Here is a 23,656-nt window from a genome sequence, read left to right on the forward strand (position 1 = left end):
CCTCGCCGGAGCGGTATTGCCCTGCCCGTGAAAATGACATACGGTTCCGCCACTGACACGCGATTCCGCCGAGGTGGCCGATGACCCAACGCGCACTGGTGCTCGGGTGCGGCGGCACGCTCGGCTTCGCCTGGACCGCCGCTGCCCTCGCCTCGGTCGAGGACCAGCTGGGATGGGACGCGCGCGAGGCAGACGTCCTGGTCGGCACCTCCGCGGGCGCGGAAATGGCGGCACTTCTCGGCGCTGGCATCGGAGTCGACGAGATCATGGCCGCGCTGGTCGGCGAACCCGCGGACGACCGCGTCGTGCGGCATCTCGCTCAGCATCCGGGCCTGCTGCCGCCGTTGCCGACGCCGGTTTGGCCTGGCCTCGGCCTCACCGCGGCGGCGCTGCGCGGGCGAGTCGATTTGCTGGCCGGATTGGCTGGTGCGCTGCCGAGAGGACGCGGCGACGCTGGCTGGCTGCGCGACCTCGGTGCCGCGTTGGCCAATGCCGACGGCTGGGTCGATCATCCGCGGACCTGGCTCGTCGGGGCCGATATCCGCACGGGCGAGCGGGTCGCGTTCGGGAATTCGCAGCGGACCCAGCTCGGCACCGGCATCGCCGCATCGTGGGCCATTCCGGGATGGTTTCCGCCGGTCGCGATCAACGGCCGCAAGTACGTCGACGGCGGCACCGTCTCGCCGACGTCCGCCGATCTCGTCCTTCAGACCGGTGTCGAGGAGGTCGTGCTCCTCCCGCCGATGTCCACCGAGGGCGGCGCGCCCGGCCGCGGTTTCGCCCGTGTCGAGCGACTCGCCCGGCACGCGATGACCCGCCGCGTCGACGCCGAGGTCAAGCACCTCCGCGCCGCCGGAATCCGGGTGCTCCGCATCGAACCCGGCGCGGCTGAACTGGACGTCATGGGTCCCAACTTCATGGACCTGCGCCGCCGCGCCGACGTGCTCCGCGCCTGCCGCACTCTGACCCCAGCGCGCGTGCGCGCCGCCATCGAGCAAGGAGCGACCCGATGAGCTACCCCAAGATCGACCTCGACGGCGCGTCCGTCGCGATCACCGGTGGCGGCGCGGGGATCGGCCGCGCGGTCGCCAAGTTGTTCGCGAGCAAGGGCGCGCGCGTCGCGATCGGCGACCTCAACGAGACGGCCGCCAAAGAGACCGCGGAGCTGATCGGCGGCACCGCGCACCACCTGGACGTCGCCGACCGCGGCTCGTTCGCGTCCTTCCTCGCTGCGGCCGAGAAGGCCCATGGACCGTTGCGTGTGCTGGTGAACAACGCCGGTCTCACGCCGAACGGCGGATTCCTCGAACTCGCCGACGCCACCGACCGGCTGCAGATCGATGTCAACCTCGGCGGCGTCCTCAACGGGATGAAACTGGCCCTGCCCGGCATGGTCGAACGCGGGTCCGGACACGTCGTCAACGTCGCCTCGCTGGCGGGCAAGTTCCCGGTCAAGGGACTGGCCGTCTACAACGCGACCAAGTTCGCCGTCGTCGGGCTGACGGCCGCGACCCGCCTGGAGTTCGCGGACGCGGGCGTCAGCCTCACCGCGGTGCTGCCCTCGGCCGTCGACACCGCGCTCGCCTCGGGCCTGGACATGCGGCCCATCCCGAAGGTGCAGCCGGAAGACGTCGCCAGGGCGGTCGTCGAGTCGGTGCACCACCGGCGCGGGGAGATCGCCGTTCCCGGCTACGTCGGCCTGCTCGCGGCGGCCGCGGGCGTCACCCCGGAGCCGGTCCTCAACCGCATCCGGCGTCTGGTCCGCGACGACCGCGCGTTGCACGCGGATCGCCCGGAACGAACGGCGTACCGGGCAAATCTCGAGGCACAGCAAGAAAAACAGCGGTAGTCGGGCGACCAAGCGCGGCCTGGCCTCGGCGAGGCCGCGTAAGAGAGCGGTTGCTGCCTGTGCCGACCCGGTCCGCCCGCGCCGGACATCGTCCGGGTGGACGCTTCGTTTTCCGGATAGGCCGGGAGTTCGGTTACCCCGCTAGACCGTTCCAGGCGAGCCCTGCACCGTGGAGGCAACCCCGTTCGTTCCGGAGCGAAGAGGCCCGGAAGCCGAACAGCGAAATTCAGCGGTGTCTTCGGGAACGATTCCCCGTCGCGGCGTTGGCCACACTTACGACAGGGAGAACTCCGCTGATGTCCGAAACCACCGACCGGTCGCTACGCCCTGGCGACCTGGCTATCCGCTGCGGCTCCGTGGGCTCGCTCCTGCTGGTGAGACTGGGCGGCGCGCTCGATCTGGCCACCGCCGACGACCTCGCCGCCGTGCTCGACCAGCAGCTCCGTACCGGCCGCGACATCGTCCTTGACTGCACCGCCCTGGACTTCATGGCCGTCGTCGGGATGTCGCTGATGCTCGAAACCCACCGGGCCGCGCGCGCCCGGCACCAGAAGCTCATCGTGGTGACCGGCGGAAACCGCGCCGTCCTGCGTCCGCTGCGCGTCACCCGGGTCGACGTCCTGCTCCACCTCGCCGCCACCATCGACGACGCCTGCGCCCGGCTCGGCGGTTTGCTCCCCGGCCAACGCGGGTAACCGGGAGCCTGCCCCGCGACCGCACACGTCGGAGGTTCTTGCACGACGCCCAAGGACCCGCCGGGGTGACGGTCGGCGTGGGACGGAGGGCGAACCGGCGGATGTCCACCCCGGGAAAGGTGGTTTTCGAGAGCGACGACCTGGACCGCACCGAGGAATTCCTCTGCGATTCCTACGCCCCGATGCGGATCGGCAGCGGAAGCCGCGACTCGGGCGCGCGCATCACCCGGGTCGCCACCGACGCGGTCAGCGCCGACGAGCTGGACCTGGACTTCGACATGAGCTACGACGTCAACCCGCTGGGCCGGATCTGCCTGTGCGACATCGCAGCGGGAACCATCGAAGACCACCGGGTAGCCGGGTGGACCGAACCCGCCGACTTCGCCCCCGGCGACCTGTTCTCCTTCGCCCCGCCGGACCGCCCGTACTCCGGCCGGATCTGCCGGGCCCGCTACAGCATCACGATGCTCGACCCGGAGTTGCTCACGCGCGTCGCCGGTGTCGAAAAGCCCGTCGAACTGCTCGACCACAACCCGGTGTCCGCCGCCGCGGCCCAGCACCTGCGCGCGGCCATCACGTTCCTGCGCGAACAAGTCCTGTCCGCCCCGGACATCGCCGAGCACCCGCTCCTGGTCAGCACCGCGACCCAGCACCTGGCCGCGGCCGTGCTCACGGCTTTTCCCACGACCGCGCTGGACGAACGCGCCGGCACCGACCTCGACGCGCATCCCCAGGCGTTGCGCCGCGCGATCGCGTTCGTCGAGGCCAACCCCGCCCGCGACCTCACGGCGACCGACCTGGCCCTGGCCGCCGGCGTCTCAGCGCGCGCGGTGCAGCTGGCCTTCCGACGCCACCTCGACACGACGCCGATGGCTTACCTGCGGCGCGTGCGTCTCGACCACGCACGCGCTGAGCTGCGGGCTGCGACGCCGGGGGAGACGACGGTTACGCAGGTCGCGGCGCGGTGGGGGTACACGCGGCCTAGTGCGTTTACCGCGCACTACCGGGCCGCGTATGGGGAGCTGCCTTCTCGGGCTCTTCACGACTGACGCCCGCGCAGAAAATCTATGCTGACTGGAGTAGACATTCGGTCGCAGTCGTGTGTAGTCTTCTGTTCGTACCGAGAAAGACAACGTCAAGCAGGCGCGGGAGATGACGTAACTGCCCGCGAAGTGAGATGAGCCGGTCGGGAAGCGCGGAACCGAGCAGTAAACGGGTTCCGGCTGGTGACCGGGAGCAGTACCCCGGGGCCGGGGTTGGTTCGGATGTGCGGCCCCGGGGCGGAAAGTGCAGGAAGCGGGCGGAGCAGGTGCGCCCGTGAAGTCCAGTTGAGTGAAGTGGCAAGTGCAGGACCGGTCAGGTGGCCGGGGCCGATCAGTGAACGGGCTCCGGGCAGTGGCCAGCGGCGTCAGCGTGCTGGGACCGATCAGTGGAAGGGTTCCCCGGCGGTGGCGTTCGCAGCGAGGAAAAACGCAGTACCCAGCAAGTGGAGAAAACCGGAAGGAAGGGAACGGGAACATCATTGGATCGCCCGCGGCGGTCGGAAAGCGCCGCGCGGGTGCCGCAGTCCCATCGAGTTCGGAGGTGGTTCTCGGTCACGAATGAGCGATCCCCGCGAAACCCGGCGTGGTGCCGGAAGCGGGTGCAGGAAGCCGGCGTTCGCGCCGGTTGGCAATGATGAAACCCAACCCTTGAGGACCCCGGGTGCCGTGCATGGCACCCGGGGTCCTTTCTGACGTGGAGGTGGAATTGATCCCTGACCAAGAAGGACCGGCCACGCCCAGCGGGGCCGACAAGTTCGACGACGAGCACTACCCCGCCTACACGATGGGCCGGGCCGCCGACATGCTCGGCACCAGTCAAAGCTTCCTGCGCAGCCTCGACGAAGCGGGTTTGATCACGCCGCAGCGTTCGCCCGGAGGACACCGCCGCTACACCCGGCACCAGCTCCGCCTGGCCACCCGGGTGCGCGAACTGGTCGACCAGGGCACGGCCGTCGAGGCCGCCTGCCGCATCGTCACCCTCGAAGACCAGCTCCACGAAGCCCAGCGCCAGAACGCGGAACTCCGCGCAGAGGACTGACTCCCGCTCGGCACGCGGCCCTTGTCGCCGCGTGCCGTTCGTGCGTTCTGGGCCGCGGTTTGCAGGTCAGCTTCCGCTGTTCCGGCCGGGTTCGCGGTCGGCGACATCGGACGACGGCGTCGTGGGACGCCGCCGCGCAAGGGAAGTCGCGCCAAGGCAAACTGGAGCCTAGTCTCTATTTCATGCCTCGCCCGCCCCGTTATGACGAGACGTTGCTGCTGGACACCGCTCTGGAGATCGCCGCCGCTTCGGGACCGGCGGCGGTGACCATGTCGGCGGTCGCCAGAGCCTGCGGGGCGCCAAGCGGTTCGCTCTACCACCGGTTCCCGCAGCGGCTGGCGCTGCAGGCCGAGCTGTGGCTGCGCACGGTCGAGCGCTTCCAGGACGGATACTTCGCCGCGCTGGGCTCCGACCCGGATCCGCTGAAGGCCGGCGCGGCCGCGGCGCGCCACGTCGTCGCCTGGAGCCGGCTGAACCCGCAGGAAGCGGCGGTGTTGCTGCACGGGCCGCAGGCGTTCGGGCGCGACGAATGGACCGACGAACACGCGCGGCGCGGCGAGGACGGCAACAAGCGTGTCCTGGGAGCGGTGGCCGAGCTCGCCAAACGTGTGGGCGCCGACACCGAAATGGACCTCGACCGGGTCGTGCTCGCCCTGGTCGAGCTGCCGCTGGCAATGGTCCGCCGGTATCGGCGCAACGGCCAACCGCTGCCTGCGCATGCCGAGGACCTCGCCGAACGCTGCGCGCGGGATCTGCTGGCCTAGGACGAGTCCGCGAAGACACCTTCTAGAGACGACTCTCCATATTGAATTAGAGAGAACTCTCCGATACCGTCCTTGGCACCGGGGTGCCCGGAGCGGTTCGAAACGGGGGAGCGGACGTGTCGACGGTGTTGGCGGAGCGGGAAGCTGAGACCCGGCCGGCGGTCCCGCGGTGGGCAGTGTGGGCAGCCTGGGCGACCGTGTTGTGCACGGCGCCGTCGTGCGTCTGGCGGGTGGCGGCCGGGTTCGGAGTGGACGTCGGGTTCACCGGCGAACTGGGGCGGCTGTACCACGGTCCGTCGTTCATTTTCTATGTCTGGACACTGACGATCGTCTCGCAGGCGGCCGCGTTCTTGAGCTTCGGACTGGTGCGGCCGTGGGGTGAACGGGTGCCGAAGTGGATGCCGTGGCTGCGGGGGCGGCGCATTCCTCCGCTGGTCGCAATCGTGCCGGCGACAATCGGCGCGCTGACGGTCACCACGGCGACAGCAGTGATCGCACTGATGGACGGCGGACCGTTGTCGCACCCCGATTTCCCACACGGAACGGCCGGGCTCGTCCTCCGGATTTGCTATGCGCCGTTGCTGGTCTGGGGGCCGCTGCTGCTGGCGATCACAGTGGACTACGCGCGGCGGCGGTATGGGTTTGATTTCTTGTTACGTCGATGAAGGAGAGTGCTCGCGGAATGAGCGGGTTGAGCGGTGTGCACATGGTGGTCTACCCGGCACGTGATCTGGCCGCGGGCATCGCGGTCTGGACCGCCGCGCTGGGCCGGGGGCCGGTTTATCAGAACGACGATTACGCGACTTTCTCCGACGGCGGCGTAGAAATCGGGCTGTCCCGGCTGCCGTGGGTGGACCACCCGCTGGTCTTCTTCAAGGTCGAGGATGTCGAGAACGCCCACCGCGCACTGATCGCCGATGGCGCGACGGCACTGGCACAGGACGCGGCGGGTGTGCTGCACCCGAGCGATGGTGGCGCGACAGGAATCGTCGACGTCCCGGGCCGCCGGTTGGCAGTGCTGAAGGCCGCGGACGGGAACCTGATCGGGATCGCACAGGATGTCCCGACTTCTTGGTGACCCGCGGGGCGCCAAGGGGGAAGACGTCGACTTCGTCGCGGGACGATCGACGTCACGCACGCGGCGGAGTCAAGGCGAAGGGCTGCTTCGGAAGCCTCGGCCGATGGCGGAATCCAGCCCCGCGTGCGCTTCCATTGCCGTCGTGGGCGTTGGCGTTGCCGAATCGGAAGGCGGTCGACCCGGTAACGGCGATGGCCCTTGAAGGGTTGCCGGATAATCCGTCCCAGCTCAAACCCGGGGAGCTGATCTTGACTGGCCACGAGCAAAGAGCCGCTGACCTGGAAGTTTGAGTGGGCCGCCTGGGACTCGAACTCAGAACCTGCGGATTAAAAGTCCCAAGGTATTGATTTCCGGAAATTCCGGGAAGTGTCTGGCTGTATCAATTTATGCAGGTGGCGGGCGGTTTTAGTGGTTGATTGAGAGATGGTTGATGTTGCGCGGTGGCGGGCTTTGCTTCGGCTCTGGAGCATATTCTGGGCGTATGGACCGCGCCGGGAAATGCTCGCGGCGCGGCTGGGCAGTCGTTGCCCTATGGTATGCCGTTCGCGGCTTGCGTTCGCCGCGGTCGGGCAACTGTCAGGTCGTTCCGAAGCATCAGCACAGTACGTTCTTGGCAGGTGCAGGGCTCTCGCTGCGCGGCGGCTGCTCGGTCTGAGCGGCCCAGCTAACCTTGCCGGTTGTCCTCTTGGCGCTGGCTGCAGTTCGCGTGTGCGCTGTGCTTCCTTCATCGCCTCCACTGTGCGCGGGCGGCCTGTTCGTCGACGTCGTAGTCTCCGGCTCGCAGGTCGGCCGCGGTCTGCTGCTGGGTGACGCGGTCGCGCCGCCGAGCCCGCGCGCCACGACAAGACTGCCGACCAGGCCAGGGGCACCCGAACGATGTCGGACGTGAGAGGAGGCATGATGCCTGCTTCTGGAGAGGCAGTCGCGCACCTCGATGGCCCTCGGCGGCAGCTTGGTTCTTTCCGAACTGCTGCGCTTCGCGGTGGCCGCGCTTTCTTCGAAGCCCGGGTGCTGCGGACGGCGTCGAGCGAGGAGATCTTGTCGTTCAACGCGTCCGGCTGGGCTGACAGGCCGCGGTGCTTGTCTTGCCGCCGCGGATCGGACATTGTCAGCTCGTCCACCCGGTGCAGGGGTGGTCGCGCACGGCGGTGCCTCGAGGTCTTGCGCGATGTCGCGGGAGCGTCCGGGAACGTCGTGTTCACTTGCCGGTAGCAGCAGGGATCAGCCGGAGCGCCACTGCGAGACCCGAGGGCGTGGACGGGCGCGGGGAGCGGCCGCAGGCCAGTCCGAACGCGTCCTTCAAGGCAAAGGCGTCGGCCTCGTACGAAGACCCGCATCGTCCTCGTGAAGCCGGTCTTCCGCAGTCGCACGCCGGCGGGAACAACAACCAGCCGTCGACGGGAAGAGAAATCCGGCCATTGGCACGCCCTTCAGGTGAATGAATTTATCACCAAAACAATAGCGGCTTCGATGTCGCCTGGACGAACAGGTTTTCGTCACCTGTTCGAGGCTTGCGTGACGCGGCGGCAGAGCGTGAACTGCGACAGGTTGGTTCGGCGAAGGCTGGTGTGCGGCGTTCTGTCGAGGTCGCAATGAGCGGCGATGCCGGGACGCGATTCGATCCCAGGGGGTGAGCAGTGGAGGAGATGACATGTATGGACCGGGCCTCGCGGGCTCCTTCGGCATTCGCATGCCCGGGAGCGGTCGAAGTCCTCGATTCGGCGGGTGCGTCGGTGATCGCCTTCGCCGGTGTTAATGCGCGGAGCGCTTGTAGCGGCCCGTCGAATGGTTCAAACTGCGTGGGAGCCGCAGGCGGTCCTGGGTGCCGGCGACCGGACGGCGCGCGGGTTCTGCGCATTGCTTTTGGGCGACGGAAATCATTTCCATCGTATCGGGACGCCGCGTTCGAAAGTGCGTACCATCGCGACAAAGGAACGCTCGGCCTTTGCCTCGTCGGCCGGTGCGGTCTCCGCACCGTATCGGAAGTCGGCAATCGGGGCGCACGAGAATCTGTGCGTCCCGGGCTTTGTTTCCGTAACAGTCGAACTGTGCGCGGAGGCCCTGTCGATGAAGTCCGAGAGAGATTTCGAGGGGCGCATGTTTGCTTGGCGGGCTTGAAGAAAGTCGAGGGCTCGCGCGGGAGGGTAAACCGACGTCGAATCACCTCGTGCACTGGCCGCGGCGCGAAGCCGCCGGCGGCCGTTCTGTGCTGCTCATCGCGCACCGCATGGCGACGGTCCGGCGTGTTTGCTGGGGCCGCCTGCCGGAGCCGGGCCTCGCAGTCTTGTCCAGCCCGGCGTGGGGCGCCTGTCACTGCTTGCTGATCTGGAGGAACCATGAAGGTTGCATCGCTGTCTCGCTCGTTGGGCCTGCAGGTCAGCGGCGGCGCGCTGCAGGACTGCTCGTCTGGCGAACTGGCCGAGGCGCTGCGCCTGGTCGAGCGGGCCGGGCTGGTGGTGTTTCGCCGTCAGTGCCTGGACGACGGCGACTTGCACGCGCTGGCGCGGCGGATCGGCCCGCTGGAGGAGTCGTCGCGCAAGGTGTGTCTCTCCCCGGAGCACCCCGAGATCAGCTACCTGTCCAATCTGCGCGACGAAGACGGCCAGTTCATCGGCTTCCCCGGGGCGGACACCGACTACTGGCACTCAGACCAGCAGCACCGCGAGCGCCCCGCGACCCTGGCGGTGCTTTACTGTGTGGTTCCGGCCGCGTCCGGGGGCGCGACCAGTTTCGTGTCCGCGGACGTCGAGTCGGCCGGGCTGGACGAGGCCACGGTCGCCGATCTGGCCGGACGGCGGGCAGTGTACGAGCCGGCGTTCAACCACGACAACGCGCCTCGGGTGCGGGTGTCGCATCCCGCGCTGCTGACCAGCCGCACCGGGGACCGGCACTATGCCTACGTCAGCGACAACACTCTCGGGTTCACCGGGTTGGCGGCAGACGAGTCGGCGGCTCTCAAGCAACGGGTGCTGAGCCGGCTGCTGGAGCCGTCCCGGATCTATGCCCACCGGTGGCAGGCGGGGGATTTCGCCCTTTACGACAACACGCAATTGCTGCACCGCCGTGAGCGGTTCCAGGGTCGGCGGTGGCTCAAGGCCGCCAAAGTTTTCGCTCCGGAGGAGATCTTTGCCGTCCCGTCGGGCGAAGTGGTCTCCGAGTGCGCTGCCGCGACGTCCAGCGCGGAATGAGGAGGACCGTGATGAATCTCGGCCAGGGACCGGCAGCCTCCGTCGCGCCTTCGGCGATCCGGGCCGTCCGTGCGGCGATCGCGGAGAGTTCCGCGGTCATGGTGGCGGGTCGTACTCTTGGGGTGCCCGACCCAGTCACGATCCGGGCGGGGCGCCGGGGCGGGCTGCCTTTCGACAGCATCACGTCAGACCTTTATCTGGGCTGCCTGCCCGCGACCCAGATCTGCTACGGCAGTTGCTTCGCCGCCCGCGGCGCGTTCGCCGCCGGTTACGACTTCGGCACTCGCGTGGAGAATCTGCTCGATCCCGACGTGCTGCGCGCGGACCTGCTCGCGCTGCCTGCCGAACAGCGGTTCCTGCGCAATGGCTGGAACAGCGACGCCTCGTGGAACTGGCCGAAGGCGCGCCTGCTCGCCGAACTCGTCCGGGACTCCGGCCGGTGCACCGTGTTCGTCACCAAGTACTTCCGCTCGGTCGATGCCGACAGCCTTGCCGGGCTGGCCGGGGCCGGCGCGGAATTGCGGGTGTCGGTGAGCGCGATGGACACTCCCGGCCAGCTCCGCCAACGGCTCGCGGGAATGCTGGCTTATCGGGACGCGGGCGGGACCGCGGTGCCGGTCGTGATGAGTTCGGTCTATGCCGACGAGCGGCTCAACCGGCGGCAGGACGAACTGGTCGACTGGATAGAGCACAACGACCTGCCCGGCGCGGAGAACAGCCTCCGTTTCCCGCAGGAGCTGCCGGCGGCCAGGCTGGTCGATCGCGACCGCGTCGGCGTGCTGGACGGCAGCGGAGATCTCTGGGCCGGCCGTCTCTACTGCGAGCGCCTCCCGGTGCCGACCATCACGTCCGTGCCCGCGGGCTATCCCGGGCTGCCGTGGCGGCGGCGGTCGTCGCTGGACCTCGACCAGTTGGAGGCGTGGAGGCAGGACCCCGTGCGAACCCATGACGAAGTGATGTCCGGCGCGCGATTGGCCAAACCGCGGAAGTGCGGGGTCGTCAGGACGTGGCTTCCCGACCCGCGAGCCTGAACCCCGAGGAGACGATGAACATGGCGGGGCCCGCAAAACCGGCGCCCGGCAGCGGCACCGGGTCAGGGCTGAAAGGTCGGCTGCGCGGGGGCGGACATGCGCTTTCCGCTGGTGCCCCTGCCAGCTTCGTCACCCGCACGGCGCGCCTGGCCAGGCACAAGGCAAAGCTGCCGGCCAGGCGGTGGTGCGTATCCGGGATCGCCGGTTTCGCGCCGCCGGCTGGACGCGGATGCAGCTCGGCCTGGGATGGCGCGGAAGCGGGGCCTGCCTCGGCGGCGAACACGACCGTGAGTCCACGACTGGGGGGCGGCGGCGCGGGCGAGCCGGTCCTGGAGGACGCGTCGGTACGCGACGCCAGCAGCGCCCTTGCTCAGCAGCGTTCCCCGAATTGCGCCGCACTCGACGGGGCACGGGACACCAGGTGCCGAGTGGCGATCCCCCGCCGGCTCGGGGGTCGGCCTCACCCCCGGCAGCGCGCGGATACCGGGCTGCCGGACCGGGCCTGTTCACGGCGAAGGTTCCCACGATTGGAGTCCGGGTTCGCCGCCGGACGGGCCCTCGTGCCGAAGCACCTGGAGGTGTCGTGAAAGTTGGCAACATCGCGCCGCGCGTCAGCGGCGTGCGACTCGACCGGCTCGAACCCGGCGAGTTCGACGGGCTCTTCACCGCATCCAAGGTCCACGGCAGCGCGGGTCCCCGGTTCGCCATCGGAGACGTGCAGCGAGTCGACGACACCGCACGCGCCGGCAAGGCCTTCCTTCACCCGCTGGTGCACACCCACCCGCTGACCGGCCGCAAGGGGCTCTATGTCAGCGCCTGCCCCCTGACCGGAGTGGCCGGGCTGGCCGACGCCGAGGCGGCTGAGCTGATCGAACAGCTGTTCCGGCAGGTGGTCGCCCCGCGTTTCGTCAGCAGGGTGCGATGGGCGGCCGGACTGGTCGTGATGATCGACAACCGCTGCGTGCAGCACTACGCGCTCAACGACTACCACGGTCAGCGGCGCGAGATTCACCGCGTGCCGGTCAGCGATGACGGAGCGCCAAGCCGGAAACGCCTGGTAGGAGAAGCTGGTGCGCTTTCTTGCTGAGGTCGTCGAACAGCCGGGCGGGGACACCGTGGACGTCGTCGGCGAAGCACTCGCCGAGCACAAGGTGGTGGTGCTGCGCAGAGCCGCCGATGTCGACAGCGACGCCTTCTACTGGCGGCTGGCCAGCGCGCTCGGTCATTTCCATTTCCATTTCCGTGACGAAGACCCCGGCGGGCTGGACAAGCCCGGCCGGCTGGACATCCGCTACGACCCCGATCTGGCGGCCGGCTCGCGCTACCGTTACGGCAACGGCCGGATGCCGCTGCACGTCGACGGTGTGTACAGCGACGTGGACTTCGACGTCTTCTTCATCCGCTGCCGTGCCGCCGCCCGCTTCGGCGGTGCGACCTTCGCCGTGGACGGCACCACCGTAGTGGAGTACCTCTCGGCCAGCGATCCGGCGTTGCTGCGCGCGCTCCTGAACGTGGAGGTCCGCTTTTCCAAGGGCGAACGGGTGGTGACCCGGCGGGTCATCGACTACGAAGGAGGCGACCCGGTGTTCAACTGGAGCAGCACCAGAGTCGCCGGGGACAACCCGCCCGAAGTAGTCCGGATGTGCGCCCGGTTCGCCGACTTCTGCGAGCAGCGGCTCGTGGACGGCGGCCTGGTCGAACAGATCCGGCTCGCGCCGGGGGACGCGGTGTTCGTGCACAACCGCAAGGTCCTGCACGGGCGCTACGCGTTCTGGGGCGAGCGGTGCATGCTCAAAGGCGTCCTCGACCTGCGCCCGCGCATCCGCGGGGAGGAACCGGCGTGACCGAGGCACGACCGGAGTCCGAACAGCCCGCGGCTTCCCTGCTGTCCTCGGCGCAGGAGGAGATCTGGCTGGCCCAGGCCCCGCTGGGGAGACGGGATCCCTATCTGGTCGGCGAGATCGTCGTGCTGACCGGGAACCTCGCGCGGACCGCCTCGCCCGCGCCGTCCGGTGGGTCGAGGAGCGAGACGGCCGACTGGATCGTGGTCGAGGACGGGGCCGGACACGTTTCGCGAAGTGCCTCCGGCCTCGCGCCATCCCCGCAGTCGTCGACCTGACCGGCCGGGCGAACACACTCACGACGGGATGGCGATGGCTGCGGGAGTGGTTGTCCGGGCCGGTTCTCACCCCCGAGGACCGAGCGTGGACGCTCGCCCTGGTCGCGGTGTCCCCACATCGACACCTGCTGGCCAGGCGCGCTCATCACGTGGTCGCGGACGGCTACACCGGCCGATGGCGGCTGTGGCGCGTCGCGGAGGCTTACCGTGCCCTCGGAGCCGGAGAAGTCCCTCTGGCTCCCGAGGACGTCGCGGTGGGAGAGGTCCGTCGTTCGGACGCCGACTACTGGTAGTCGGCGTTGGCCGATTTCGCGGGACTGCCGGGCACACCGGTGCCGGCCGAGGCTCCCGCGCGTGTTCGTTGCTGCCTGCCCGAACGGCTGTCGGCCGCGGTCGAGTCCGCGGCACCGGGAGAGTCCCGGGGCTGCCGCGATGATCGCCGGCTGCCTGTCAGTGCTGCTGGGCGGCGACGAGGTTCTGAACGAACTGAGCGCGGCCGGGCGGGTCTCCGACACCTTGCGGCGCACGACGGGGGTCCTGGCCAACAGGCTGCCGCTGCGGCTGTTCGTGGGCTCGGACGACACCTTGGAGTCGGTCCCCGCCGCGGCGCGTCCGGCGTGCGTTGCCGCACCAGCGGTACCGGCGTGAACAGGTGCGCCGCGACCTGGTTCGGCGGGGACGTTCCTCCCGGCCGGTGCCGGGGAACATGCTCCTGTTCGGCGCGGCGTGCCCTGACTTCGGCGACGTTGACGCCTCGGTCCACCCGTGGAACTGCGGGCCGGTCCATGATTTGGAGCTGACTGCCTGCCAGCCGGCACCCGGCGGCGCCGTGCAACTGGAGCTGGCGGGGAACCCGGGCAAGTACCCGACCACCCGGTTGCGCGGTCTGCTGGACCGGTTGTGCGAGCTGATCCAGCACGCCGTCGACGCTCCGCGCACCCCCGTGTGCGAGATGCGCGGAGGGGGGAGCGCGCCGCTTGAGCGGCCGGATGCGTCGTCCAGGTCGTGGACCAGCGGCCCCTGCCAGCTCATCGTGGTCGACAACGATCTCGACAAGGAGGTCGCCAAGCGCTGTCCGGTGCACCGCTTCGACCGCGGCCACGGCCTCATCCTCGGACTCGCCGATCCCCACCGCCTGCCTGGCATCGCCCAGTAACTGCCCTTCGGCACCACCGACCTCGACGAGGACGATCCCACTGCCGAGACAGCCTCCTGACTCCCGCCGCGGGTCACCGGACTGTTTCAAGATCGGAGTTTCCGGCCCGGCACGCCGGGCTGAAGTCTGTGGGGAGGGGCACTGTGAGTGATGACATCGGGCCTGGTGAATCTACGCAAAAGTGAGGCCAAGCCGACGCTGGACCTGCCGCCGGAGCAGGCCGCCGCGGCGGTGATGGTCGCTGAGGGGACGGCGCGACGGCTGGCGTCGACCGGCCCGGACGAAAAGAACCAGGTCGAGCCGGGTCGAGAGTCGGCGAATGTCCGGAACGGGCATTCGGCCTGACCCGGTGGTTTCCGATGCTGCGGGCGAGGTCGGCATCAACGTGTCGCGGAGGAAAGCAAAGGGGCCGGGCCGTTCGACGCGGTGTACGCGATCTACGTCCAGGTCCGTGAAGCGCAGGTTGCTCCGGCCAGTGCCGAGGAGAGTGCCCCTGTCCTTGCGAAAAGATATCTCGACCAGCAGATCGCATGGGGCGACTGTCCGGGGTTGAACAAGACATTGGCGGCGATGGCTCCGACGCCGGTCCGGCAGAAATGCGGAACGTTCCTCGCGCCCAAGGATTACTATCATCAGGATTTGGGTGATATCAAGGTCGGAATTACCCAGGTTGCCCGCGACGATAATTTCGGCCCGAAGCGGGAGCTGTTCATCAATCCTGGGGGGCCGGGTGGAGCCGGGTTCCCGATGCCGGCGGCTACCGCGATCAAGCAACCGCAGTTGCTGCTCGACCATGATTTCGTGGCGGTGGATCCACGGGGGACCGGGTTGGGCACGCGGGTGGATTGCGATGACAATGAAGCGGATCCGTCGGATGGAGCGGAGCCGTCGGCCGACTCTCGGGACCTGTCCGACGTCGCGATCGCAAAAGCGCGTGCGAACGTGAAGAAGTGGATTGCCGTCTGCGCGGCGAAGCACGGTGACCTCCTGCCCTATCTCACCACTGAGCAGACGGTCCGGGACATGGATCTGGGGAGAGCGCTGCTGGGCGCGCGAACCATCGACTATCAGGGCACTTCTGCCGGAACGTGGCTCGGTGCCCAGTATCAGAAATTCTTCCCGGAGCGAGCGGGCCGGTTCGTCCTGGATTCCAATGCCCAGTTCTCCGACGGCTGGCAAGCCACCTTCGAGACGCAGCCGATGTCGGTGCAGCGGCGGTTCGAAAAGCAGTTCCTTCCGTGGGCGGCCCGGCATGACTCGAAGTATCATCTCGGCGACACGCCGGAAGCGGTCGGCAAAACCTATGAGGCGATTCGCGCGGCCGCCGGAAGCGGCAAGCTCGGCCGCCTGACGCCAGATCAGTTGGACGCGGCCGTGACGTCCTCGCTGTACAGCTCGTCCTCCTTTGAGGAGCAGGCAGGGAAACTGCATGAGCTGGACCAGGCGGTGCGGAGCGGAAAGCCGGTGGAGGGCGGCTCCGTGCTTTCCTGGATCGTCGACGCCGTGAAGAAGATCTTCCCCGAAAACACCCCACCGGTCGAGTCCAATGCGGTGTTCACTGCGATCACCTGCAACGACACCGCCTGGCGTGGCGAGGATTACTGGGTCGATTTCGCCAGGAAGCAGGCCGCCAACGGCAATTCGCTGATTGGTTCCGGCTTCGCCGTTCAGCCCTGTAATTACTGGCCGTACCGGCCGGTCGGCCTGACGCCGGTGACCGGCCGAACCGCGCCGGGCGCGCTCATGCTGCAAAACACGCTTGACCCCGCCACTGCCTATGAGGGTGCCGTCGCCGCGCACCGAAACAACCCCGCGACCCGCATGGTGACCGTGATCAACGCGGGCGACCACGGCGTGGCCGGAAACAACTCATGCGCTGATGCCGCGGTAAATCGATACCTGCAACAGGGGGTGCTGCCCGGGAACGACGTGGTCTGCCAGGGCACGCCCATGGTGAAGGAGGACCGCGTATACGAAGAAGGACCACAGCTGCCGGATGCTCAGCCAGCTGCGGGCAGCGGCCGGGCGCCCACTGTGGCGCAATATGTCGACGCGCTGCTGATGGCGATCTCGACCCGAACCTGGAGCCAGATCTTCCCCGCTGGCTGAGGCGGCCTCGGTCAGACGAGAGACGGGGGAGGTTCCCGAGCAGCCGGTACTGATGGAAGCCATTGGCGTCGCCTGCACTGAGAACCGCAGCTGGAGAGTGATCACGGGAGGGGCCTGCCAGGAGTTGGCGGGCCCCTCCTGCCCGCTCGTCTCGTTCGAGCCGAGCAGAGCACAGATCCGCTGCGGGTTGATCGGCATGCCGCCGCTGCGGCTGTGCGGCAGGGTTGACATCGCGCGCCGATGCGGCGGCAGGAGGGCGGGACTTCGGCGAACGCTTATTTTGACCGGTGTTCGGCAGCGCACTCCGCTGGAGGACAGGTGGCGTCGGCGGCCGCACGTTCTTGCTCGCCGCAGCCGGGATCGCTGGGGATCATCCTGGGCGTAGCCAGCACGCCAGTGCGGCGAAGGTCCTGGACGAAACCGATGACATCGGCCAGTCCGCCTGGTATGCCGTGCAGACGCTGGTCTGCCCGCACCGGCTGGTGGTTCGCACGGCGCGCATGCCGCTGCGGAAACCTGGTTGCCGATCGCGCCGAGCATGTTGATCGCGGTCTTCCTCGCATTCGCCTTTTCCTCAGGTGCAGAAACCCACGGGCACCGTGAGCCGGTCTGCTCTTGCTGGTTCTGGCCCGCGGCGAGTGGGTTTGGGCAGCAATTCCGGCACCGGGCTGGTCTCGGTCACGCAATCCTGGGCACGGCCGACGTCCGGGTTCGCTGCCGCTCCGTCGAGCTGTCCGAGGAGAATGCCGAAATCGCACGGGGAACGCACCCGCATTTCGCGCGATCTGCCCGATCGGCTCGGGCGCAACCTCGTGTCGATCATGCTGCGCACGTGCTGGCCAGGCAAGAGATGCGGAGCATCGCGCACGGCACGCTGGTGGCCGATGTCGACGCGGAACTCGCCGCGGCGATCGACCCGCTGCCGGCCAGGTTGACGGCAGCGTCTTCGCGTCGGCTGCCTCGGCCACTTCGATCTCACGGGGGACGAGGTCGGCGCGCTCTCCGAAGGGCCCTGCGGCGCGGTGAGGGCCGCTCATCGCTGGAAATCCCAACTTCGCCGATGGTCTTAACGGGTTTCTGGATCACTATAATTTCGTGATTATCTCATGTCCGCGATCATGGTTATTCAATTGTTCGAAAGGGTGATCTTCGGGGTAAATATTGCTCATTGCGCGGGAAGTCGGTCACTATGCTTCCGACCGCAACGGTGCCGCTTCGCTCGTCGCGGTTTGTCTATCTTCGATCGGGTGACCTTAAGGATGATGTTCATGCGATTGAGGCAGATCGTCGCGCTCGGCGCGACAACGGGCCTGATGGGAGCCGGACTGGTAGTGGGAACGGCGGGGGTGGCGGCCGCCGCGCAGGCCACTCCCAGTGCCTACGGATACATCGCCGGCGCGTCTGGGAGTCTTCCATTGAGGTACTGGCCGAGCGGGGCGAACATCCTGTCCGCCGCTGCCCCGGCGGCACCGGAGTCCGATCCGGGCGCCAAAGTTCCTGGGAACGCGGCAAAGTCAGTGTCGATTCCCGTCGGCGACATCAACCTTCTGCTGGAAGGTGACGGCGTCGGCGGGGGCGTGCTGGCGGTTGACACCACGGCAAACCCGGCCACGGGGGTGTCGACCGCGAAGGCGGCCGCCTTGACTGCGCGAGTTGATGTGAAGCTGACGGCGGGGAAGCTGATCGATTCGATCATCGGCGGGGTCCCGGACGGCGTGGGCAAGAGGTTGCTGCTGGCGGCGAAGGCTTTTGCTTACGATGTTGAAGCAAGTGCGAAATTCTCTTTGTCCGGACTTGGCACAAGCTGTCAGGCAGGCCCGGCCGGTACGCCGGCTGCCGCCGAAGTGTCCCCTCTGAAGATCGATGCCGAAATCTCCATCGCGGGGTGGGCCCCGTTCCCGCCGGTGCACATTAATCAAGCCGTGGCCGGCAAGGGGTTTGACGCTCCGGGAATTGTCAACATTGGTACAGGCGTGGTGAACGACCTTCCCGATGGGGGCATCTCGGCCGATGCGGCTTCGCTCAGCGTGGCGGGCAAGTCGTTCAACCTGGGGCATGTCGAGTGCCACCCGGGCGTCTTGGCGGATGACCAAGAGTGACGTTCTCGGCGGCGGGAGGCGGCGCGGCAATGCTTTGCCAGTAGTCGTCTGAGCTGTTCGTCTTCAGCAGCTGATCACGGGGTGGGGCGCGGCTTGTGAGCGTCTCACCCCGCTTGCCGATGGTCGGCGCTACCAGCCCCGGCGCGAAGTTCGTGATCGTAAAAGGAGGACCTCGAGCCTGAAGGTCGGCTCTGCCTGGAACTCGAGATCCAGGTGCAGTTGTCCGGGAGTTCGCTGGCCTAGCCGTTGAAAGCGAAAGCCGATCCTGGCTTCGGGCCCGGGTAGGCCTTGGCTCCGCTTTTGTTGTCTGACTGAAGATGCGGGTTCGGTCGATGCGGGATCTCTGACCGTCCTGGACGGAGCCGGCCCGCGGGGAATCGACCCGCGCATTGATTTTCACGGGAAGCTTGACTATTCGCTCATGTTCCGGGATGCGGGGAATGAGGCGGTCCGAGTCACTACGAAAGTTCTGGCTCGATGCTGGGGTTTCAGCTCGCATACCTGTTCTCCGAGCGGAAATTGACTTACGTTCGCGACTTCGCGCAGGTGAACCGGAGGAAAGGTATCTCGTGTCACAACGATCCCGAGCTCTCAGCAGGACCTTTGTCGCGGTCGGCGTTCTGGTAGCGGCTGCGGCCGGTGCGGCCGTCCCGGCGGCGGCCGCGCCGAAGCCTTCGTCGGTGGAGAAGGACATCGCGCAGCTGGAGCGGGAATACGAGGACCTCTTGAAGGCAACGTATTCAGCGAGCGCGCTGAGCGAGGCCAAGCCACGGATCGAGGCGCCGGTTTCCGGGTCCGGCCGGAAAGCCGAAGGCGAGCCGGGCGCCATCCCGGGTTGCACCCCCGGGCCGCAGGATTCCGAGTACAACAAGCTGAGGGCGCCGCTCACGGATGTGGAAAAGCGAGCGGTGGACGTCATCGGCGGTCTCGATTACCTGTACGCGTCGGTTGTCGCGAACGACAAGACCCCGCAGGTCTTCGGCACCGACGGCCAGTACACGGCCCGTGCCGCGGCCGCGATCGACAAGCTGCGCGGGTTCTGGGACATCGAGAGCTGGAACATTCAGCTGGTGGCGCACAAGGGCACGGACGCGGCCAGCCCGGAGAAGATGACTCAGACGTTCGCGCGCGGCTTCGCCCCGGCGCGGGCCGCGGCAGCGGGTGCGCTGGCGAGCAAGGTGGTGCACGAGGTGCCGGCCTTGCAGGGCGGACGGAACCCGTTGCTGTCGCTCAACGCGTTCGCGTCGCCTCCCGGCGACCCGGGCGGCAAGCGCATCGTGCTGGGCGACGGCGCGCTCGAGCTGGACGCCCGGGCCGGCTTCGGCGACGTTTCGGTGGAAGGGACCTTGGCGCACGAGTACGGACACCAGGTTAACTTCGCGCACCACAACTCGCCGGAGGACGAGTCCGGGGAACTGGGTCCGGACGCCTACGCGGGCTATTTCCTCGCGCATGCGAAGGGCGCGGCGTGGGATGCCCGCGCTCAGCAGGAGTTCGCCTACCTGAGCGCTTCCAACGGCGACTGCGAGCACAGCCACGGCACTCCTGAGCAGCGCAAGGCCGCGGCTGCGTGGGGCGAGAAGCAAGCCCTCACGCAAGACAACCCGAACAAGATCGTTCCGTCCGCGACGATGATCGAGAAGTTCCGGAAGGAATACCCGAAGCTGATGAAGCCGCGGCCCTAGCCGCGGCTCGCCGCACACTGACCTGGCCCACGGCGCTCAGCGCACCGAAACTCGTCTTCAGCCGAAATATGCTTGATCACTGTGCACAACGTATATGCCTGCTCATGGAGATCATCGACGATACGGGCGATAGTCTCGGCCCGGTGAGGATCGAGCGGCGCCATCTCCTCAATTGTGCCAGCGATGACCTCAGCGTCGTGAACCCCCAGGGGTGCGACCGCCGGGCGCGAGCGTGCCGTCCGGGGGCTCGATCGCCGGTTCGCGGTCGCCGTCGCCAGTCTCGAGGAATCATCTGGCGAATCCGCCGTAGCGCAGGTACGGCGGCTCCTGATTCCGCCGCGGATCGCTCGGGACGTACGGGCCGGGCTCGCTCGCCGCCGATCACCGCGTCCAGGTCCTTCAGCGCCCTTCGCATCTGGAGTTCGCCGGTCGGCAGAGGGTCGCGAATTTGCCGCTGCCCCGCGGCCGGCGTACTTGACGTCGTGCATGAACAACGCCGTCCGCCCGGACAAGCACTTGAACGGCGCCGACCGCTCCACGCAGTAGTCTCAGACCGCGTCCAGGACGGTCTCGGCGTTGTCCAGGCGCGCGGAGACATGAATCTGCCGCTCGAAGTCCTGCTGCATCAACTGAATTCGCTGCTGGGGGGCTGGACCACCTACGTCCGGCCGGGGTGTCGCACGCGACGTTCCGCTACCCGCGCGCCGTCGTCTGGCGACAGGTATTCGGATGGCTGCGAGGCAAACACCGCCGGGCCACATGGAAGGAAGTCCGGCACCGCTGCGGCGGCGGTTGGCGGGCCGCCGAGGACAAGGCGATCCGGCGAAGGTGCGGACCACCCGCTGCCGATGCCGGGGAACGGCGATCCCCTCGCCTTGGCCGAGCGCAACATGAGGCGAGCCGCCTGCACCGCGCGGACTTGCGGAGAGCCCGTTGCTCAGAAACGGGCGCGGCGGGTTCAGAGGGCGGCCTGAGGAAACGAGTTGGCCGAAAGGCCGGCACCGCGCCTTGGGCCGACGCTACGCGACCGCACCTCCGGTATGCCGACTCTTCCGGTCACGGCACGCCGTCCGGACCTGTTGCGTCGCCGACGGCTGCGGACTGAGCACCGTGCCGCGCCGCCACGACGCCCGCCGTTCCGCAGCAGCCGGTCGACAGGGCCTGCGGAGTCCCATTGGCGCCCGGCTCCGGTTGTCCGCAGGGCGTTCGCGCGCTGGCCCGAAAGCGCCGATCCTGCCGAACACGGCGTTAGCATTGGCGATGTGGTGGCGCACGTGCCGCCAGCAGCGCCGTCACCGAGCTTCTGCGGCCTGGCCGTGACGTCCCGCTCGCGAGTTCGCCTCCGCCATGACTCCTGCGCACGAATCGTGATTACCTTCTGTAAGTGCGGAGGAAGGAATTTGTGACCGCGGAAATAGCGGGAGGATTTCCGTGTCGCAGCTGGCATTGTTCGAGTGAGACACCTTGAATAAATCATCAGGCGACCGTTCGAGTGTCATGGCTGCCGAATGAACAATTGCACTTGCTTGCCTGGTCGACGCACTGAATCTTGACACTCAGCTTCGCTTAAGGTTTCCTAGTCTCTCCGGCAGGGTCAGCTGTTCGGCAAGAAACCCGAACTCGCGATTCAGCGCGAAATGTCCACCGACGGAATGATTCTCCGGTTGTTTTGCCGCCCTCCCCAGGGGAATTCGCTCGGCGGGGCGGTCCGGTTTGTTCCGGTATTGCGGGTGTTGTTCCATGGCCGGTCGCGGCCTGACGGCGGGTACTCCGACAGAGGAGAGCGGATGAATGTGAGCAAGAGACGGCTTCGGGCCAAGATCGCCGCTGGGGTGGCGGGACTGCTGGTCGTCGGGCTGCTGGTCGGCGACGGGGTTCTGATCGACCGGGCCGCGCCCCAGGCCGGCGGGCAGCCGGGCGCGGCTCGTGCCGACGGCCCGGTGCCGCGCGGTGCGGAAGCGCCGCGGCAGCAGGAGGGCCGGCCGGCACTGCCGGAACCGGCGGCCGCGCCGGGGCGTCCGGAGGTTCCGACACCGTCCGCGAGGCGCGAGGCGGCGACGAGGCACGGGACGGCCGCGACGCGGGCGGACGGCGAGGCGGACTTTGCCGGGCTGGACGACCGGCCCTCGCCTGCCGAGCAGGTGCGCCGGCAGGCGGCCGCGGACAAGGTGGAACGCGAGCTGTCGGCGGTTGCCGACAGTCCCGCGGGGCATCGGTCCGGTCCGGCCGCGGCGTCCGGCTCCGCGGACCCGGCGCCCGGCACGGCGGAGTCGTTGAAGGCGGTCGGGACGCACAAGGTGTTCGTGCTGGCCGTCGAGTTCGGCGACGACACGACCCCCGCCATCGGCGGGCCGGCCGGCCCGGTGCACAACCAGATCCCCCGCCCGGACCCGAAGAAGGACAACTCGACGTACTGGGTCCCGGACTTCGACCGGCAGCACTACCAGGACGTGTTCTTCGGCGACCGGACGCCCTCTTTCAAGGACTTCTACCGGCAGCAGTCGCAGGGCCGCTTCGGCGTGACCGGTTCGGTGACCGAGTGGATCAAGCTCCCGCACAGCGAGGCCTATTACAACAACGTCGACTACGGAGAGCTGGACCAGCTCATCGCCGACGGCATGAACGGATGGGTCGCCAACCGCAAGGCCGCCGGGTGGTCCGACGCCCAGATCAAGGCCGAACTGGCCACGTTCGACACGTGGAGCCGCGCCTCCCGCCAGGACAAGCCGGACGGCCGGATCGACCACCTGACGATCATCCACGCCGGGGTCGGAGCCGAGGCGACCGGAGTCAGCCCCGATCAGACGGACGACCCCCGGTACCGCGACAACATCTGGTCGCACAGCTCGGAGCCGCTGGATCCGGTGGACGTCGGCGGCACCGGGATCAGCGCCGCCGACTACACCATCGAGCCGGAGAACGCCGGGGTCGGCGTCATCGCGCACGAATTCGGCCATGACCTCGGTCTGCCCGACCTCTACGACACCGTCGGTGAGACCCACAACACCGCGGGCTTCTGGTCCATCATGGACAAGGGGTCGTGGCTGTCGGATTCGGACACCGCCATCGGCACGGCGCCGTCCGGATTCGGGCCGTGGGAGAAGCTCATGCTCGGCTGGGTGGACTACACGGCCGTCCGCTACGGGGAGGGAGGCGATGTCGCTCTGGACGCATCCGACGCGAAACAGGGCGACAACCCGCAGGCGCTGGTCGTCATCCTGCCCAAGGGCCCGGACGGCAAGGGCCGCTACTACCTGGCGGAGAACCGGCGTTACACCGGATACAACGCCGATCTGCGCAGAGCGTACTTCCGCAGCGATCCCGACGGCTCCGTCGTGCAGCGCTTCGGCTACGAGCCGGGAATGCTGCTGTGGTACTGGAACCGGTCCTACACCGACAACAAGATGGCTGATCATCCCGGGGCCGGGCAGGTGATTCCCATCGACGCCCACCCCGACCAGATCTCGTCCGACGACGGCCGTGCGGCCCCCGTCGCCGTGCAGATGTACGACGCGGCCTTCACGCTGACCCCCACGCCCGCGCTGGACCTGCGGTGGTTGAACCGGAACGAGGACAACATCAAGTACCAAGCCAGGATTTCCGCACCGTCGGCTCCCGCGCAACCGGTCTTCGACGATCGCCTCTGGGCAGCGAAGAAGCTGCCGGGAACCGCGGTGGCGGTGCCGGACACCGGCACGAGCGTCACGCTGGCCGGCGAAGCGCTCGACGGCGGCACGGTCACCGTCCGGCTCGCCTTTACCAAGCCAGCAGCGCAATAACCGGAGACGGCGAACGCCCGAA

The 23,656-nt window shown here is 68.1% G+C and carries 21 protein-coding genes; all 21 read left to right on the forward strand.

Annotation, left to right across the window (positions count from 1 at the left end; genetic code table 11):
* Positions 1 to 80 precede the first annotated feature (80 nt).
* A complete protein-coding gene (locus CU254_RS00335) occupies positions 81 to 1,013 on the forward strand; it encodes a patatin-like phospholipase family protein (RefSeq protein ID WP_009071658.1) in 933 nt (310 codons plus the stop codon).
* Complete coding sequence (locus CU254_RS00340; RefSeq protein ID WP_009071660.1) at positions 1,010 to 1,849, forward strand: SDR family oxidoreductase; 840 nt, start codon at positions 1,010 to 1,012, stop codon at positions 1,847 to 1,849. The genes CU254_RS00335 and CU254_RS00340 overlap by 4 nt, the downstream gene beginning before the upstream one ends.
* Positions 1,850 to 2,145: 296 nt before the next feature.
* On the forward strand, positions 2,146 to 2,544 hold the full coding sequence (locus CU254_RS00345) for an STAS domain-containing protein (RefSeq protein WP_009071661.1): 399 nt from the start codon (positions 2,146 to 2,148) through the stop codon (positions 2,542 to 2,544).
* 101 nt (positions 2,545 to 2,645) lie between these two features.
* Positions 2,646 to 3,593, forward strand: coding sequence for a helix-turn-helix transcriptional regulator (locus CU254_RS00350; protein ID WP_037712086.1), 948 nt, complete (start codon positions 2,646 to 2,648; stop codon positions 3,591 to 3,593).
* 700 nt (positions 3,594 to 4,293) lie between these two features.
* Positions 4,294 to 4,626, forward strand: coding sequence for a MerR family transcriptional regulator (locus tag CU254_RS00355; protein WP_037716346.1), 333 nt, complete (start codon positions 4,294 to 4,296; stop codon positions 4,624 to 4,626).
* A 182-nt stretch (positions 4,627 to 4,808) separates the two neighbouring features.
* Entirely contained in the window at positions 4,809 to 5,390 is a 582-nt protein-coding gene (locus CU254_RS00360) for a TetR/AcrR family transcriptional regulator (RefSeq protein ID WP_009071666.1), read from the forward strand.
* A gap of 248 nt (positions 5,391 to 5,638) precedes the next feature.
* Positions 5,639 to 6,055 carry a hypothetical protein gene (locus CU254_RS00365; RefSeq protein WP_234392792.1) on the forward strand — a complete coding sequence of 139 codons (417 nt, stop codon included), beginning with the start codon at positions 5,639 to 5,641 and terminating at the stop codon, positions 6,053 to 6,055.
* 17 nt (positions 6,056 to 6,072) lie between these two features.
* Positions 6,073 to 6,468 (forward strand): VOC family protein, encoded by a 396-nt coding sequence (locus CU254_RS00370; protein WP_037712088.1) that lies wholly within the window; start codon positions 6,073 to 6,075, stop codon positions 6,466 to 6,468.
* A gap of 2,336 nt (positions 6,469 to 8,804) precedes the next feature.
* A complete protein-coding gene (locus CU254_RS00375; RefSeq protein ID WP_009071673.1) occupies positions 8,805 to 9,656 on the forward strand; it encodes a TauD/TfdA family dioxygenase in 852 nt (283 codons plus the stop codon).
* 11 nt (positions 9,657 to 9,667) lie between these two features.
* Positions 9,668 to 10,687 carry a hypothetical protein gene (locus CU254_RS00380; protein ID WP_009071675.1) on the forward strand — a complete coding sequence of 340 codons (1,020 nt, stop codon included), beginning with the start codon at positions 9,668 to 9,670 and terminating at the stop codon, positions 10,685 to 10,687.
* A 583-nt stretch (positions 10,688 to 11,270) separates the two neighbouring features.
* Positions 11,271 to 11,774 carry a TauD/TfdA family dioxygenase gene (locus tag CU254_RS42825; protein WP_050788098.1) on the forward strand — a complete coding sequence of 168 codons (504 nt, stop codon included), beginning with the start codon at positions 11,271 to 11,273 and terminating at the stop codon, positions 11,772 to 11,774.
* The gene (locus CU254_RS00390; protein WP_009071679.1) at positions 11,758 to 12,531 is read left to right on the forward strand and encodes a TauD/TfdA family dioxygenase; all 774 of its coding nucleotides are present in this window, start codon (positions 11,758 to 11,760) and stop codon (positions 12,529 to 12,531) included. The genes CU254_RS42825 and CU254_RS00390 overlap by 17 nt, the downstream gene beginning before the upstream one ends.
* Positions 12,528 to 12,806 (forward strand): hypothetical protein, encoded by a 279-nt coding sequence (locus CU254_RS00395; RefSeq protein WP_009071681.1) that lies wholly within the window; start codon positions 12,528 to 12,530, stop codon positions 12,804 to 12,806. Before CU254_RS00390 ends, CU254_RS00395 begins: the two co-directional genes overlap by 4 nt.
* A gap of 50 nt (positions 12,807 to 12,856) precedes the next feature.
* Positions 12,857 to 13,099 (forward strand): hypothetical protein, encoded by a 243-nt coding sequence (locus CU254_RS42830; protein ID WP_009071682.1) that lies wholly within the window; start codon positions 12,857 to 12,859, stop codon positions 13,097 to 13,099.
* Positions 13,100 to 13,238: 139 nt separating this feature from the next.
* Positions 13,239 to 13,454, forward strand: coding sequence for a hypothetical protein (locus CU254_RS00400; RefSeq protein ID WP_037712090.1), 216 nt, complete (start codon positions 13,239 to 13,241; stop codon positions 13,452 to 13,454).
* A 58-nt stretch (positions 13,455 to 13,512) separates the two neighbouring features.
* Positions 13,513 to 13,962, forward strand: coding sequence for a hypothetical protein (locus CU254_RS00405; RefSeq protein ID WP_037712093.1), 450 nt, complete (start codon positions 13,513 to 13,515; stop codon positions 13,960 to 13,962).
* Between the two features lie 165 nt (positions 13,963 to 14,127).
* Entirely contained in the window at positions 14,128 to 14,307 is a 180-nt protein-coding gene (locus CU254_RS00410; RefSeq protein ID WP_158687971.1) for a hypothetical protein, read from the forward strand.
* Positions 14,308 to 14,388: 81 nt separating this feature from the next.
* Positions 14,389 to 16,071: an alpha/beta hydrolase gene (locus tag CU254_RS00415; RefSeq protein WP_009071689.1), complete on the forward strand. Its 1,683-nt coding sequence runs from the start codon at positions 14,389 to 14,391 to the stop codon at positions 16,069 to 16,071.
* 1,106 nt (positions 16,072 to 17,177) lie between these two features.
* Positions 17,178 to 18,170 carry a hypothetical protein gene (locus CU254_RS00420; protein ID WP_234392793.1) on the forward strand — a complete coding sequence of 331 codons (993 nt, stop codon included), beginning with the start codon at positions 17,178 to 17,180 and terminating at the stop codon, positions 18,168 to 18,170.
* A gap of 680 nt (positions 18,171 to 18,850) precedes the next feature.
* Entirely contained in the window at positions 18,851 to 19,855 is a 1,005-nt protein-coding gene (locus CU254_RS00425; RefSeq protein ID WP_234392794.1) for a hypothetical protein, read from the forward strand.
* A gap of 1,787 nt (positions 19,856 to 21,642) precedes the next feature.
* Complete coding sequence (locus tag CU254_RS00430) at positions 21,643 to 23,634, forward strand: M6 family metalloprotease domain-containing protein (RefSeq protein ID WP_037712104.1); 1,992 nt, start codon at positions 21,643 to 21,645, stop codon at positions 23,632 to 23,634.
* Positions 23,635 to 23,656: the final 22 nt, after the last annotated feature.

The organism is Amycolatopsis sp. AA4 (assembly GCF_002796545.1).
Lineage (GTDB): Bacteria > Actinomycetota > Actinomycetes > Mycobacteriales > Pseudonocardiaceae > Amycolatopsis.

Bases quoted from the DNA above. Each gene is read 5' to 3' on its own strand.
- CU254_RS00380 (WP_009071675.1), top strand. From the start codon at position 9,668: ATGAATCTCGGCCAGGGACCGGCAGCCTCCGTCGCGCCTTCGGCGATC.
- CU254_RS00370 (WP_037712088.1), top strand. From the start codon at position 6,073: ATGAGCGGGTTGAGCGGTGTGCACATGGTGGTCTACCCGGCACGTGAT.
- CU254_RS00420 (WP_234392793.1), top strand. From the start codon at position 17,178: ATGTCCGCGATCATGGTTATTCAATTGTTCGAAAGGGTGATCTTCGGG.
- CU254_RS00340 (WP_009071660.1), top strand. From the start codon at position 1,010: ATGAGCTACCCCAAGATCGACCTCGACGGCGCGTCCGTCGCGATCACC.
- CU254_RS00430 (WP_037712104.1), top strand. From the start codon at position 21,643: ATGAATGTGAGCAAGAGACGGCTTCGGGCCAAGATCGCCGCTGGGGTG.
- CU254_RS00375 (WP_009071673.1), top strand. From the start codon at position 8,805: ATGAAGGTTGCATCGCTGTCTCGCTCGTTGGGCCTGCAGGTCAGCGGC.
- CU254_RS00360 (WP_009071666.1), top strand. From the start codon at position 4,809: ATGCCTCGCCCGCCCCGTTATGACGAGACGTTGCTGCTGGACACCGCT.
- CU254_RS00405 (WP_037712093.1), top strand. From the start codon at position 13,513: ATGCTCCTGTTCGGCGCGGCGTGCCCTGACTTCGGCGACGTTGACGCC.
- CU254_RS00345 (WP_009071661.1), top strand. From the start codon at position 2,146: ATGTCCGAAACCACCGACCGGTCGCTACGCCCTGGCGACCTGGCTATC.
- CU254_RS00335 (WP_009071658.1), top strand. From the start codon at position 81: ATGACCCAACGCGCACTGGTGCTCGGGTGCGGCGGCACGCTCGGCTTC.
- CU254_RS00400 (WP_037712090.1), top strand. From the start codon at position 13,239: ATGATCGCCGGCTGCCTGTCAGTGCTGCTGGGCGGCGACGAGGTTCTG.
- CU254_RS00350 (WP_037712086.1), top strand. From the start codon at position 2,646: ATGTCCACCCCGGGAAAGGTGGTTTTCGAGAGCGACGACCTGGACCGC.